Annotated in this window: 13 protein-coding genes; 4 read left to right on the forward strand and 9 right to left on the reverse strand. The window is 33.7% G+C overall.

Going from position 1 to position 13,792, the window contains the following annotated elements; translation table 11 throughout:
• Positions 1-51 precede the first annotated feature (51 nt).
• On the reverse strand, positions 52-2,901 hold the full coding sequence (gene gcvP, locus BUB89_RS13310) for an aminomethyl-transferring glycine dehydrogenase (RefSeq protein ID WP_073245864.1): 2,850 nt from the start codon (positions 2,899-2,901) through the stop codon (positions 52-54).
• A 225-nt stretch (positions 2,902-3,126) separates the two neighbouring features.
• On the opposite strand from gcvP, the gene BUB89_RS13315 reads away from it, so the two are divergent.
• Complete coding sequence (locus BUB89_RS13315) at positions 3,127-3,939, forward strand: UbiA prenyltransferase family protein (protein WP_073245866.1); 813 nt, start codon at positions 3,127-3,129, stop codon at positions 3,937-3,939.
• 122 nt (positions 3,940-4,061) lie between these two features.
• Entirely contained in the window at positions 4,062-5,177 is a 1,116-nt protein-coding gene (locus BUB89_RS13320; protein WP_073245868.1) for an ATP-binding protein, read from the forward strand.
• Here the strand turns inward: BUB89_RS13320 and BUB89_RS13325 are convergent.
• The 5 genes from BUB89_RS13325 to BUB89_RS13350 form a co-directional block, all read right to left on the reverse strand.
• A complete protein-coding gene (locus BUB89_RS13325) occupies positions 5,155-5,622 on the reverse strand; it encodes an SRPBCC family protein (RefSeq protein WP_073245869.1) in 468 nt (155 codons plus the stop codon). The two genes, BUB89_RS13320 and BUB89_RS13325, sit on opposite strands and share 23 nt — an antisense overlap.
• Positions 5,623-6,528: a TIGR01777 family oxidoreductase gene (locus BUB89_RS13330; protein WP_073245871.1), complete on the reverse strand. Its 906-nt coding sequence runs from the start codon at positions 6,526-6,528 to the stop codon at positions 5,623-5,625.
• An 11-nt stretch (positions 6,529-6,539) separates the two neighbouring features.
• Positions 6,540-7,481 carry a hypothetical protein gene (locus BUB89_RS13335; RefSeq protein ID WP_073245873.1) on the reverse strand — a complete coding sequence of 314 codons (942 nt, stop codon included), beginning with the start codon at positions 7,479-7,481 and terminating at the stop codon, positions 6,540-6,542.
• A complete protein-coding gene (locus tag BUB89_RS13340; RefSeq protein WP_073245875.1) occupies positions 7,478-8,191 on the reverse strand; it encodes a YqjF family protein in 714 nt (237 codons plus the stop codon). Before BUB89_RS13340 ends, BUB89_RS13335 begins: the two co-directional genes overlap by 4 nt.
• A 407-nt stretch (positions 8,192-8,598) precedes the next feature.
• Complete coding sequence (locus BUB89_RS13350; protein ID WP_073245878.1) at positions 8,599-9,102, reverse strand: GbsR/MarR family transcriptional regulator; 504 nt, start codon at positions 9,100-9,102, stop codon at positions 8,599-8,601.
• A 183-nt stretch (positions 9,103-9,285) separates the two neighbouring features.
• Between BUB89_RS13350 and BUB89_RS13355 the strand changes: the two genes are divergently transcribed.
• Both BUB89_RS13355 and BUB89_RS13360 read left to right on the forward strand, forming a co-directional pair.
• A complete protein-coding gene (locus BUB89_RS13355; RefSeq protein ID WP_073245880.1) occupies positions 9,286-9,528 on the forward strand; it encodes a type II toxin-antitoxin system HicA family toxin in 243 nt (80 codons plus the stop codon).
• A gap of 3 nt (positions 9,529-9,531) precedes the next feature.
• A complete protein-coding gene (locus BUB89_RS13360; RefSeq protein ID WP_073245882.1) occupies positions 9,532-9,882 on the forward strand; it encodes a type II toxin-antitoxin system HicB family antitoxin in 351 nt (116 codons plus the stop codon).
• A 76-nt stretch (positions 9,883-9,958) separates the two neighbouring features.
• Here BUB89_RS13360 and BUB89_RS13365 read toward each other — a convergent pair whose 3' ends face one another.
• The 3 genes from BUB89_RS13365 to BUB89_RS13375 form a co-directional block, all read right to left on the reverse strand.
• Positions 9,959-11,986, reverse strand: a complete 2,028-nt coding sequence (locus BUB89_RS13365) for a M3 family metallopeptidase (protein ID WP_073245884.1) — start codon at positions 11,984-11,986, stop codon at positions 9,959-9,961.
• 109 nt (positions 11,987-12,095) lie between these two features.
• Positions 12,096-12,575, reverse strand: coding sequence for a 5-(carboxyamino)imidazole ribonucleotide mutase (gene purE, locus BUB89_RS13370; protein WP_073245886.1), 480 nt, complete (start codon positions 12,573-12,575; stop codon positions 12,096-12,098).
• Between the two features lie 56 nt (positions 12,576-12,631).
• The gene (locus BUB89_RS13375) at positions 12,632-13,783 is read right to left on the reverse strand and encodes a 5-(carboxyamino)imidazole ribonucleotide synthase (protein ID WP_073245889.1); all 1,152 of its coding nucleotides are present in this window, start codon (positions 13,781-13,783) and stop codon (positions 12,632-12,634) included.
• Positions 13,784-13,792 lie beyond the last annotated feature (9 nt).

The raw sequence follows: 13,792 nt of genomic DNA on the forward strand, positions 1-13,792 counted from the left end.
AAAAATGCCCCGAAATATACGAGGCATTTTTTGAATTATAATTTTTTGTGTTTAACTTTCCATATAAGCCTCAATTGGGGCACAAGAACAAACTAAATTTCTGTCACCAAAAGCATCATCGGCTCTGCGAACGCTAGGCCAGAATTTGTTTTCAGCAATATAATCTAATGGGAAAGCTGCCTGTTCTCTGCTGTATGGGAAATCCCAGTTTTCAGTTGTTAGCATAGCTAAAGTATGAGGCGAATTTTTCAATACATTGTTTTTGTCCTCAATAGAAGCTGCTTCAATTTCTTTTCGAATCGAAATCATAGCTTCGCAAAAACGATCTAATTCTTCTAAATTTTCACTCTCCGTAGGCTCAATCATTAAAGTTCCTGCAACCGGGAAAGAAACGGTAGGCGCGTGGAAACCATAATCCATCAAACGTTTTGCAATATCAGTTACTTCAATTCCTTTTTGTTTGAACGGGCGGCATTCTAAAATCATTTCGTGAGCGGCACGACCCATTTCTCCGGAATACAAAGTATCGTAATGACCACTTAATTTTTCTTTGATATAATTAGCATTCAAAATAGCGTGTTCTGTAGCTGATTTTAAACCTTCGGCACCCAGCATTCTGATGTATCCGTAAGAAATTAAACAAACTAAAGCAGAACCCCAAGGAGCAGCAGAAATTGCTGAAATTGCGCTTTCTCCACCTGTTGGAACTACGGGATTTGTTGGTAAAAACGGAGCTAATTGTGGAGCTACACATATTGGTCCTACACCTGGTCCACCCCCACCGTGAGGGATAGCGAAAGTTTTGTGTAAGTTCAGGTGACAAACGTCAGCACCAATAGTTGCGGGATTTGTTAATCCTACCTGTGCATTCATATTAGCACCATCCATGTAAACCTGACCGCCGTTATCGTGAATAATTTGCGTAATTTCTTTAATGGCACTTTCATAAACCCCGTGAGTGGATGGATACGTAATCATGACACAAGATAAATTTTCTTTGTGTAAAATCGCTTTTTCACGTAAATCTTCTACGTCAATGTTTCCGTTTTCCAGTGTTTTAGTAACAACCACTTTCATTCCTGCCATGGCAGCAGAAGCCGGATTGGTTCCGTGAGCCGATGCCGGAATCAAAGCAATATTTCTATGATGATCACCTCTTGACTGGTGATATGCCTGAATTACCATTAATCCTGCATATTCTCCTTGTGCACCTGAGTTAGGTTGTAAAGTAGTAGCGGCAAAACCAGTAATTTCATTTAAATATTCTTCCAGTTTAGCAAGCATTTCCTGGTATCCCTGAGCTTGATCTAAAGGAGCAAACGGGTGGATGCTGTTCCAGCTTGGTGCACTTAAAGGTAACATTTCGGCAGCAGCATTCAGTTTCATTGTACAAGAACCCAGCGAAATCATCGAGTGATTCAACGCCAAATCTTTACGTTCTAACATTTTGATGTAACGCATCAAAGCTGTTTCCGAATGGTATTTGTTGAATACTTCGTGTTGTAAAAATGTTGAAGTTCTTACCAGACTTTCCGGGAAATGATTGGTTTCTGATAACGTATCAATTGTGATTGTTGCTAAACCTTTTGCAGCAGCAAAAATAGAAACCACTTTATTTAAATCGGCAAAACCAATAGTTTCATTCAATGAGATTGAAACTGAATTTTCATTTGGGTAAAAGAAATTAACTTCGTTAGCCTCGGCAATTTCTCTTATTTTTTTAGTATCTGCTTTTATAACAATAGTGTCAAAAAAAGCAGTATTGGTTTGTTCGAAACCTAATTTTGCTAAAGTATTTGTCAAAGTCACTGCCGAAGCGTGTACTTTATTGGCAATATATCTTAAGCCTCTTGGCCCATGATAAACCGCATACATACTTGCCATTACAGATAATAAAACCTGTGCTGTACAAATATTAGAAGTTGCTTTATCGCGTTTAATATGTTGTTCACGTGTTTGTAATGCCATACGCAAAGCACGGTTACCATTAGTATCAACAGTAACTCCGATGATTCGACCTGGCATGGAACGTTTGTATTCGTCTTTAGTAGCAAAATAAGCGGCGTGAGGTCCACCATAACCTAACGGAATTCCGAAGCGCTGTGTAGTTCCAAGAACCACCGCAGCACCCATTTCTCCCGGAGGAGTTAATTTAGCCAAACTTAAAATATCAGCAGCAACAGCTACTTTGATATTGTTTTCGGCAGCTTTTGCAATAAAATTAGTATAATCATTTACTTGTCCAAATTTACCCGGATATTGTAAAATAGCTCCGTAGAATTCTTCAGAAAAGTCAAATTCTTCGTGATTTCCTATTATTAATTCTACTCCAATAGGTGTAGAACGGGTTTGTAAAACAGATAACGTTTGTGGTAATATTTCTTCCGAAACAAAGAATTTACAAACATTGGCTTTCTTTTGTTCTCTTGTTCTTACGTCGAATAATAAAGCCATAGCTTCAGCCGCAGCAGTACCTTCGTCAAGAAGGGAAGCATTAGCGATTTCCATTCCGGATAATTCGATAACCATGGTTTGGAAATTCAAAATTGCCTCAAGGCGACCTTGTGCAATTTCCGCCTGATAAGGCGTGTAAGCCGTGTACCAACCCGGGTTTTCAAAAACATTCCTTTGAATAACAGCCGGAACAATAGCCTGATTATACCCTAAACCAATATAGGTTTTGAACATTTTATTTTTATTTCCTAAAAGAGTAATATGTTTTAAATATTCATATTCCGTCATTTCAGGATCTAAATTTAGAGGTGCTTTTAGACGAATATCATCCGGAAGTGTCTCATAGATGAGTTGTTCTATTGAGTCAACTCCAATTGTTTTCAACATCTGTTGTAGGTCGGATTCCTCTGGACCTATGTGTCTTAAAGCAAAAGCGTCTGTTTTCATTTGTAGATAATATCTGTTTTTAATCGGAAAATGGAATTCGCATAATCGGGATTTGTATAATTACAAATGCTGGTTTATACTCATTTCATGTAGCTGTAAAAGGTTCTGTTTTTTCGTGGCGCAAAAATAAACATAATTCCGTTTTAAATCATTGTTTTTTAGGATTCATTTTATTTGCGCAAAGGGATTTTATAAATATTCTGGCTAAATGATTATTTTTGTTAGATGATTCGTATTCAAGCTCTTTTCGATTTCTATCTTAAATCCAGTATTCATGTGGCTTTGTCGGTTTATGCATTAGTACGAATGACGCAGTTTATGTTTGAAATTCCGTATGATGAACCCATCGCTTTTTTTGCTTTTTTTGGAACAATTGTGGGGTATAACTTTGTTAAATACGATGCATTAGCCCGAACTCAAAAGAGAATGATGCGCAACGAGTTGAAAATAATAGCTGTGTTGAGTTTTTTTTCGTTTCTGGCAGTAGGTTTTTTTTTCTTCCAATTACAGTTGGTTACTCAGACCGTGGCTGTAGGAGTTTTAATTTTGACACTTTTATATACACTCCCTTTTTTTCCTAATCGTAAAAATGCACGCAATTGGGCCGGAGTTAAGATTTATATTGTTTCCCTGTGTTGGGTAGGAGTTACCCTGATGTTGCCGTTGGTTGATGCCCATCAGGATTTAGGATGGGATTTCTTAATCAAATGTATTCAGCGTTTTATATTAGTTTTCGATTTAATTTTAGTTTTCGAAATCATTGATTTGGCTAATGATGATCCGCATCTTAAAACCGTTCCACAGCAAATAGGATTAAAGCGAACCAAACTTTTAGGTTTGGGATTATTGCTGCCGTTTTATTTTTTAGAATTTTTTAAAAATAATTTTATTGAAAAACAGTTGGTCGTCAACTTGATTTTAGTGATTGTACTTTCTTTATTTTTAGTTTTTTCCAATGAAAAACGTTCTAAATACTATACTTCTTTTTGGGTTGAAAGTATTCCGATTCTTTGGTGGTTGATGGTCGTTTTCCTTTAGAAACCTAATATCGGTGAATATATTCACCAAAAAATACCTTAAATTGGTGAGTGTGTTCACCGAATAACACCTTAAATTGGTGAATTCAAATATTTTTTGTATTTTTGTTGAAAATTAAAAGGATGATAGACAGGTTTTTAATATCCAATATAGAAAACAGACTCAATAAGGGAAAGATTATTGTCCTTGTTGGTCCACGTCAAGTGGGGAAAACAACCTTGGTAAATACATTGTTGAAAGGAACTCCATTTCTTTTTCTTGACGGAGATGATTCAGTTGTTGTAGAAACGCTGTCGAATGCTAATACGGAAACGCTTAAAAATATTATAGGCGATTATAAATATGTTTTTATTGACGAGGTACAACGCATTCCGAATATTGGTTTGAAATTAAAAATTATCGTAGATCAAATTAAAGATGTTCAGGTGATTGTGAGTGGTTCTTCGGCTTTTGATATTAATCATGTTACTCAGGAGCCACTTACCGGACGAAAATTTGAGTATCATCTGTATCCTGTTTCCTGGAATGAATTCGAGAAAAATGTGGGTTACATAAAAGCCCAACAACAATTAGAATTACGCTTGTTATACGGAATGTATCCTGATGTAATTAATAATTTAGGGAACGAATATGAAATTCTGAAAAATCTCGTATCGAGTTATTTGTATAAAGATATTTTGAGTTTAGCCGGTATTCGAAAATCAGAAGTTTTAGAGAAAATTTTGCAGGCATTAGCTTTTCAGGTCGGGAGTGAGGTGAGTTATAATGAAATTGCCCAGCTTGTTGGTGTCGATAAAAATACGGTCAGTAATTATATTGATTTGCTTGAAAAAAGTTTTGTGATTTTTAGATTAAACAGCTTTAGTCGCAATCATCGGAATGAAATAAAAGCCAATAAAAAAATCTATTTTTATGACAATGGTGTACGTAATATGTTGATAGGGAATTTTAATTTTTTAGAATTCAGACAAGACAAAGGAGCGCTTTGGGAAAATTTTTTAATTTCCGAAAGAATGAAATTGTTAAGTTATGAAAACAGAAATGCGAAACCCTATTTTTGGCGTACAACCCAGCAACAGGAAGTAGATTATATAGAAGTTGTTGCAGACGACGTAAATGCTTTTGAAATTAAATGGAAAGTCAAAAAAGCCAAGCTGCCAAAACCTTTTTCGGATACTTATACCGGGAGTTTTACCATAGTAACAGCCGATAATTTCAGGGAGTTTTTGAAGGTTTAGTTTCACTGACTTTTTTCAGGATGTTGTTTCTTTCCAAAAGGAATTGTGTCAAATGTTTTTTCAAAAACAAATAATTAAATAGGTTTCCAAATATTCCAAACGGAGTTTTATATTGCAATTTATCACACATTGTGGTGACTCCGTTTATTTCTTCAAAAAAATGTTCATGTTTGAACCATTTGAATTTTCCTTCTACCATTTCATCAACAAAATAAGTGTGAAAAACCATATCTGTAATTCGACTTTTATGAGTGAAGTACAATCCAAAATGTTTACCACGCCAAGTTACAGTTTCTCCATTGTTGATAAGTCCTGACCTAACGCCAGCGATTGCTTTTTCATCGGTTTGATGCGTTGACTGTTGATGGATATCGATGTTTCTGGAGTTGTCAAACACAACTTGGATGGGTGCTTTGATTATAGTTGTGAGTAGAATTGTCGTCATTTATACTAAATTTTTTAAAGCCTTTTCTAAGGTGTCAAATTCAAATTGAAATCCGTTTTGTTGTAGTTTTTTTGGAATCACATTTCTGCTTTTTAAGACCAATTCAGGTTCTGTTCTAATAAGAATAGCCCCCAATTTTAATAATGTTTCATTTATTGGAACTCCAAAGGGAACTTTAACCGCTTTTCTTAATAGTGCCATGAAGTTTCTGTTTTCAATTGGTTTTGGAGAAACAATATTTACAACACCAGTCATTTCTCTTTCGATAATTAATTCGATTGCTCGTGCAAAATCAGTTTCATGAACCCAGCTGATAAATTGATTTCCTTTTCCTTGTTGTCCGCCAAAGCCGAATTTTGCTAAAGTCTTTAACGGAATAAAAGCGCCACCATGTTTTCCTAAAACGATAGAAGTTCTTAAAGCTGTTTTTATGGTTTTAGGAGTTTCTGTTTTAAAAAAAGCTTTTTCCCAGGATTGAGCCACATTCATTGAAAAGTCATTGCCAATTTCGCCGTTAATTTCATCCATTTCTTTATCTAAAGAAAAACGATAAATAGTAGAAGTTGAAGAATTCAGGAAATGCTTCGGTGGATTTTGGCAATTTAAAACGGCTTTGTTTAAAATCTTAGTGCTTTCAATTCGGGATAACAAGATTTCTTTTTTGTTTTCTTTAGTATAACGACAATCAACGGATTTTCCTGTTAGGTTTATTAAAACAGTTGTATTTTCGAATTCTTTTTCCCAGCCTGAAAATGTTTTTGCATTCCAGTTTAGGTATTTAATTCCGTCCTCAATTTTTGTGTTTCCACGGGTTAGAATTATAATTTCTTCAAATTTATCTTTGAAATGATTTACTAAAACCTGACCTAAAAATCCTGTTCCTGCTGCGATTATTAGTTTGTTCATAATGATAAAATTTAATTTTTATTTTCAAGTTTACTTTTCAATGCACCTAATAGATTGTTTTCAAAATCATTTAGAATAATATGGGTTATATAATTTGCATATGGAGTTAAGTTTGTTTTTAACCTATAGTGACATTTCAATTTAAGAATGGTTTTGCTGTTGTTTAGAGGAATTAATTCATAATAAATTCCATCAAAAATCATCGATTTTTCTTTGACAATATTCTTTATAGTTAGATTTTGATTTAAATTTGACTTTGAAAAATTTATCGCAAAACCTAGTTTTCTTTCATGAATTGTTTCTATTACATTTTCATGTAAGATTAAACCATTATCAAAATATCCAAGACGAATGTTGTTTATAGAATCGTATGTTGAATGTACTGGTTTTGGAACGCCTAAATAATTGATTAAACTGGTTTGTGTAAATTTGGACAAGTTTGGAACTTCATGTAAACATTTCCAAATATTACTCGAGCTAGCATTTATTTCTATTTGATTTTGAACCAAATGATTGCTTTCTTCTTTTTGACTGTTTTTCTCCATTACCCCTAAAATAAGAGGTAAAAACACAAATGGTAAATAGTTTTTATTTGTATCAGTATTTTTACTGTTTAAAATTCTGTTTCTAAAATACAAACTGACTAAAACGCTTACTATTAAATAAGGAATACCTATAATCACAAAACAAATAAGTTCTTCAATTTTTGTTATCACAGCAATTGTAAGAAATAATAAGGTTGAAATAATGGGTAAACTTATAGATTTATATATGTTTTCTGTAAAGTTTTTATTTCCAAATACAAAAGGCAAATAACCAGAAATAATTGGAGTAATAATTAAATAGCTTATTGAATTTATTTCTATAACATCCCATTCTGCCAAATAACGTACAATTAATGAATATATAACACTCACAATTAGTCCGCTGTAGGTTTTTATATTGATTTTCATAATCTAATCTTTTTCTTATTTTCAACTGTGATTTTTGAGCCCTTGGCTAAGAATACGGAAATGGGCTTTGTTTCGTTGAAAAAAATAAAATCTTTTCCATAGTTGTTTTCAAAATCCACCTCAATTTTATAATTGATTATTTCAAATTGTTCCCATCGTGGATGTGTAACTTCATATTCAAAAGTCGTGTTTTCATCATATTTGGTATAACCAAAATAATGTTCAGTAATAAATTCGGCTTCAGAATTTAATTCGATAGCTGACTGATCTAATTTAGTTTCCAATTGAATAGAATTCCACTTATTGTCATTTTTCCATTCATAAACAAATGTCCTTGAGAATCCATTTTCATTAACAGCATGCCTCATTTTGTTTGTTTGATAATGTTCTTTGTACAAAGTGTTTGCTATGAAAGTTATTGCTGTTTTTGGAACAATTTCTTTTATAAAAACTACACCACGTTTCCATTCATCATTCTCAAATCGTTTGACATAAAATCTAAGATTTACTTCTTCGAAGTTGGTGTGAAACGGAATTTTAAAACCCAATACTTTAGTGTTGTTGAACATAAAGTCCACCAAGCTAACGTAACATTTGTCATTCCATAAATCTATTTCAGTTCCCTTTGGTAGATATTTACTTAGCATTTTAGGATTAATTTCATAATTGATTAATGCTAAATTGTTCCAGTTTGCAGTTAAGAAACTCATTTGTTTCTTTTTTTATAGATTATTATTGAAAGATAAATTGCTAAAACGGGTGGAATAAATAGTAAGATAAAGTACAAAATATCGCTACTCAGAAATAAACCATTGAAAAGCCATATCGCAAAAAAAAGTATTACTGATATAATGTAGATTTGAAGCATTTTATCCTTTGGTTCATGAATTGACATTTTGGTACCAATAATAACTTGGAATAATCCCGTAAGTATCGTGAATAATAATCCATAGCCAACAAGATTTCCAAAACTTTGGTTCGTTAGATATCCAAGTAAAATAAGTAGTGTTGGAATTCCAATAAAAAAATAATTTAGGTAGTTTATATTTTTCATGTTTATTTTTTTTGTTTTAAACTTTCAGAAAAAAATGAAAGTTTTGATTAAATTTTTTTAATTCTATTTCATAAATTTAACTACTAGTTTGGTTAACCAGTTGTCTTTGTATTCGGTGATTTTATCTAAAACGTTATCTGCTTTTAATACAAAATCATACAGTTTAGTAGTTTGCGATACAAAATGTTTTTCCTCTTCAGTTGTATTCGCTTCAATTGATGAAACTTCTTTTAAAACTTTTAAGGCTGGTTTTATTTCTCGTTTGCTTCTTTCTCTGGAAATTTTAACAGCTAGTTCATCCAAATCTTTTTCGGCAGTGAAAAATTCTCTTCTTTCTCCTACCTTGTATTCTTTGTAAACAATTCCCCAATCCATTAAAGCACGTAAGTTCATGCTGGCATTTCCGCGAGAAATTTGCAATTCATCCATAATGTCTTCCATAGAAACTGCTTCATTCGAGATCATTAATAAAGCATGGATTTGCGCCATGGTTTTATTAATTCCCCATTGAGATCCTAAGGCTCCCCATGTTTGAACGAATTTATTTTTTGCTTCTTTGAATTCCATTTTAGATTAATTTCCTTTTCTTGAAACAAAGATATATAAAAGTTTTTAAACTTTCAAAAATAAATGAAAGTTTATTTAATGTGTTCTATTTGAATGAATTGTTTATGTTTGGCTTATATAACACAAATTTTTAAAGTGTTGTAACTGTTTTTTAGTTACAAATATAATAAATGCTATCTTTGTATGAGTAAAGTTGAAAAGTTAATAGAGAAATTAAAATCAAAACCAAAAGATTTTACTTGGGACGAAATGCTTAAAGTATTGAAGCATTTTGGATTTGAACAAATGGCACAAGGAAAAACGGGTGGTTCGAGGCGAAAATTTGTAAATAGCGAAAAACAGATTATTAGTTTGCACGAACCACATCCGCAAAAAGTATTAAAATCCTATCAATTGGATATCATTATTGATTATTTAAAATTGTAGAAAATGAAAAATTATTTAGAATATAAAGGATATGTTGGAACAGTTGAATTTTCAGCCGAGGACAAAATCTTCTTTGGTAAAATTCAAGGAATAAATGATTTGGTAACTTTTGAAGGTGCTTCAGTTGATGAATTAGAAAAATCTTTTCAAGAATCAATTCTTGATTATTTAGAAACTTGTGCTGCTTTAAATAAAGCGCCGGAAAAAGTTTTTAAAGGTTCTTTTAATGTTCGTGTGTCACAGGAATTACATCAAAAAACAGCTCTTTTAGCTTATAAAAAAGGATTGAACCTGAACGATGTTGTTAAAAAAGCATTGAATTATATTGTAAAGCACGAAGAAGTTTTAGGATAAAAAAACCGAAGCATCTCTACTTCGGTTTTTATCTGTAATCTGAATTCTATCCCAATACTTCGGAACTGCAATCTTTTTAAATCAATCCTGCCCTTTTCAATAAAGCATCCGGTTTTGGTTCCTGACCTCTAAAACGTTTGTATAACGTCATTGGGTGTTCAGTACCACCTTTAGACAATACATTTTCTTTGAATTTGGTTGCAATTTCTTTGTTGAAAATACCGTTTTCTTTAAAGTATTCAAAAGCATCGGCATCCAGAACTTCAGCCCATTTATAACTGTAATATCCGGAAGAATAACCACCTTGAAAAATATGAGAAAACGCCGTACTCATAGCGTTTTCGGCAACGTCCGGATATAATTGGGTGTTTTTAAATTGTTCGGTTTCAAAAACTTTTAAATCTGTAATACTGCTTGGATCTTGTCCATGCCATGCCATATCCAACAATCCAAAACTCAACTGGCGTAACGTAGCCAAACCTTCCTGAAAACTGGCACTTTCTTTAATTTTTTCTACGTATTCCTGCGGAATTACTTCGCCTGTTTGGTAATGTGTTGCGAATAAAGCCAGAGCTTCCGGTTCGTAACACCAGTTTTCCATTACCTGACTTGGTAATTCCACAAAATCCCAATATACCGATGTTCCGGACAAACTTGGATACGTAGTATTGGCAAGCATTCCGTGTAAACCGTGTCCAAATTCGTGAAACAAAGTAGTTACTTCGTTAAAAGTTAACAATGATGGTTTAGTTTCAGTAGGTTTTGTAAAGTTGCAAACATTCGAAATATGTGGTCTTTCGTTTTGTCCGTCTTTAACATATTGTGATTTGAATGAAGTCATCCAGGCACCGTTACGTTTTCCTTTTCTTGGAAAAAAATCGGCATAGAAAATGGAAATTAAGTTGTTGTTTTCGTCTGTAACTTCATAGGTCATCACTTCTTCGTGGTATTTTTCAATGTCAAATACTTCGGTAAAAGTGAGTCCAAATAATTTTCCGGCAATGGTAAATGCTCCTTTTAAAACTTTCTCTAATTGAAAATAAGGTTTAAGTTTTTCGTCATCTAAATTAAATAATTGCTGTTTTAATTTTTCCGAATAATAAGCACCATCCCATTTTTCTAATTGTTCGATTCCGTCTAATTCTTTTGCAAAAGCGGTTAATTGTTTAAATTCTTTTAAAGCGGCAGGTTTGGCTTTCGCCAATAAATCATTTTCAAAAGCCATTACTTTTTCAGGACTTTCGGCCATGCGTTCTTCCAGAACAAAATGTGCATGCGTTTTATATCCTAATAAATTTGCTCTTTGCTGACGTAGTTTTACAATTTTCAAAACAATTTCCTCATTGTTAAATTCATTGTTCTGAAAACTTCTTGCGCCAAAAGCAATTGCCATTTTTTTACGCAATTCTCTGTTGTCTGCATACGTCATAAACGGAAGATAGCTTGGATGATCCAGCGTGAAAATCCAGCCTTCTTTTTCCTGGGCTTTCGCCAAAGAACGGGCGGCTTCAACAGTTCCTTCCGGTAATCCCGCTAAATCCTTTTCATCCGTTAAATGCATTTCGAATGCATTGGTTTCAGCCAAAACATTTTCACCAAATTGCAAACTCAACTTCGATAATTCTTTGTCAATTTCGCGCAATTGGTTTTTCTTGTCTTCGGACAAATTGGCTCCGTTTCGGGAAAAACTTTTGTATTTTTTATCTAAAAGTGTCGCTTGCTCAGTGCTTAAGTTTAAAGCATCTTTTTGTTCGTAAACTGTTTTTACTCGAGCAAATAAATCAGCATTTAGCCTGATGTCATTTCCAAATTCAGATAATAAAGGCGAAACTTCCTGAGCAATTTTTTGCATTTCGTCATTCGTTTCTGCCGAATTCAAATTAAAAAAAATGCTTGAAAGACGGTCCAAAACATCGCCACTAAAATCCATGGCTTCAATAGTGTTTTGAAATGTAGGCGCTTCGGGATTATTTACAATAGCATCAATTTCGGCTTTCGCCAAAGAAATGGCTTCCTGAAAAGCAGGAAAATAATCTTCAATTTTTATTTGCGAAAAAGGAGCGGTATTGTGTTTAGTATCAAAATAGTGTGTTAAGATGCTCATATGGAATAGGTGTTGTTACGCAAAGATTCACAAAGGAAACTGATAAAGAGATACATTTTTTTGTGAACCTCTGTGCTTTCTTTGCGAATCTCTGGGAAATTATATTTTATTATTTCAAACTTTCCGAAGCTTTGATAACGGCTTCTTTTAAGCTTAATTTGTAAGCAATGATTTTGTTTAAAACGTCTGCATTAGCACTACCGATGATTTGTGCGGCAAGAATTCCGGCATTTTTTGCTCCGTTTAAAGCTACTGTAGCCACAGGAACGCCACCCGGCATTTGTAAAATCGATAAAACGGAATCCCATCCATCGATAGAATTGCTTGATTTTACCGGAACTCCAATTACAGGAAGCGGCGACATCGAAGCAACCATTCCAGGTAAATGAGCTGCGCCACCTGCTCCGGCAATAATTACCGAAATCCCACGGGTATGTGCATTATTACTAAAATCAAATAATTTTTCAGGTGTTCTGTGAGCCGAAACAATATCTACTTCTGTTTCGATTCCAAATTCTTTTAATATGTTGATGGCATCCTGCATAACTGGCATGTCAGAGATGCTTCCCATGATTACGGCTACTTTCATGTTTTGTTTGAAGTTTATTCGTTTATATGTTTATTCGTTTATTTGAAGTATTCAAATTAACTAATTACTCTAATCGTATTCTTTACATCCTCGGCAATTTTTCTTGCTTCGGTCATGTTTTCGTTTACAATAGTTACGTGTCCCATTTTTCTAAAAGGGCGTGTTTCTTTTTTGCCATAAATGTGTGGTGTTACACCATTCCAGCCTAATATTTGTTCGATATTTTGATAGACAACATTTCCGGAGAAACCTTCTTCGCCTACTAAATTTACCATAATTCCAGCCACTTTACTGTCGGTTTTTCCTAAAGGCAAATCTAAGATAGCACGCAAATGATTTTCAAACTGGGAAGTATAACTGGCTTCAATGGAATAATGACCGGAATTGTGCGGACGCGGAGCGACTTCATTTACGATAATTTCATCGTCCTGAGTCTGAAACATTTCTACAGCTAAAAGTCCTACATGATTGAAGTTTTTAGAAACATTCAAAGCAATAGCTCTGGCTTTTTCGGCAACAGCATCATCAATTCTTGCCGGACATATTACATATTCCACCTGATTGGCTTCCGGATGAAATTCCATTTCAACCACCGGATAAGTTTTTATTTCGCCTGATGGATTCCGGCAAACAATAACTGCCAATTCATTTTTGAACGGAATCATTTCTTCGGCAATACATTCTACAGTAGCAAGATTATCTAAATCGGACATTTCGCGAATGATTTTTACACCATTCCCATCGTATCCAAATTCAGTGCATTTCCAGACAAAAGGCAATTTTACTTTAGCATCCAAAAGTGCTACCACAAGACTTTTTAAATCAGGAAAACGCATGTAAGGAGCAGTGGGTATATTATTTTGAGTATAAAAATCTTTTTGCGTTCCTTTATTTTGAATTTTTCTCAGTGTTTTAGGAGAAGGATAGACTTTTAAACCTTCGTTTTCCAGTTTTTCTAAGGCTTCAAGATTGACCAATTCAATTTCGAAAGTAAGTACGTCAACCTTTTTTCCAAAATTATAAACTGTATCAAAATCCATTAAATCCCCTTTAAAAAATTGATTACACGCCATTCTGCAAGGCGCTTCATCACTTGGATCTAAAACGTAAGTTTGTATGTCAAATTTTCTGGTGTCGAATAACAGCATTTTTCCCAGTTGTCCGCCTCCCAGAATTCCTAATTTAAAATCAGAAGAAAAATAATTCATCTTGTAAAT

This window comes from Flavobacterium flevense, from assembly GCF_900142775.1.
Classification (GTDB): Bacteria; Bacteroidota; Bacteroidia; order Flavobacteriales; family Flavobacteriaceae; genus Flavobacterium; species Flavobacterium flevense.

Coding starts and splice junctions, on each gene's coding strand:
- BUB89_RS13355 (WP_073245880.1), top strand. CDS start 9,286: ATGAGTAAAGTTGAAAAGTTAATAGAGAAATTAAAATCAAAACCAAAA.
- BUB89_RS13335 (WP_073245873.1), bottom strand. CDS start 7,481: ATGAAAATCAATATAAAAACCTACAGCGGACTAATTGTGAGTGTTATA.
- BUB89_RS13375 (WP_073245889.1), bottom strand. CDS start 13,783: ATGAATTATTTTTCTTCTGATTTTAAATTAGGAATTCTGGGAGGCGGA.
- BUB89_RS13315 (WP_073245866.1), top strand. CDS start 3,127: ATGATTCGTATTCAAGCTCTTTTCGATTTCTATCTTAAATCCAGTATT.
- BUB89_RS13360 (WP_073245882.1), top strand. CDS start 9,532: ATGAAAAATTATTTAGAATATAAAGGATATGTTGGAACAGTTGAATTT.
- BUB89_RS13350 (WP_073245878.1), bottom strand. CDS start 9,102: ATGGAATTCAAAGAAGCAAAAAATAAATTCGTTCAAACATGGGGAGCC.
- BUB89_RS13365 (WP_073245884.1), bottom strand. CDS start 11,986: ATGAGCATCTTAACACACTATTTTGATACTAAACACAATACCGCTCCT.
- gcvP (WP_073245864.1), bottom strand. CDS start 2,901: ATGAAAACAGACGCTTTTGCTTTAAGACACATAGGTCCAGAGGAATCC.
- BUB89_RS13340 (WP_073245875.1), bottom strand. CDS start 8,191: ATGAGTTTCTTAACTGCAAACTGGAACAATTTAGCATTAATCAATTAT.
- BUB89_RS13320 (WP_073245868.1), top strand. CDS start 4,062: ATGATAGACAGGTTTTTAATATCCAATATAGAAAACAGACTCAATAAG.
- purE (WP_073245886.1), bottom strand. CDS start 12,575: ATGAAAGTAGCCGTAATCATGGGAAGCATCTCTGACATGCCAGTTATG.
- BUB89_RS13325 (WP_073245869.1), bottom strand. CDS start 5,622: ATGACGACAATTCTACTCACAACTATAATCAAAGCACCCATCCAAGTT.
- BUB89_RS13330 (WP_073245871.1), bottom strand. CDS start 6,528: ATGAACAAACTAATAATCGCAGCAGGAACAGGATTTTTAGGTCAGGTT.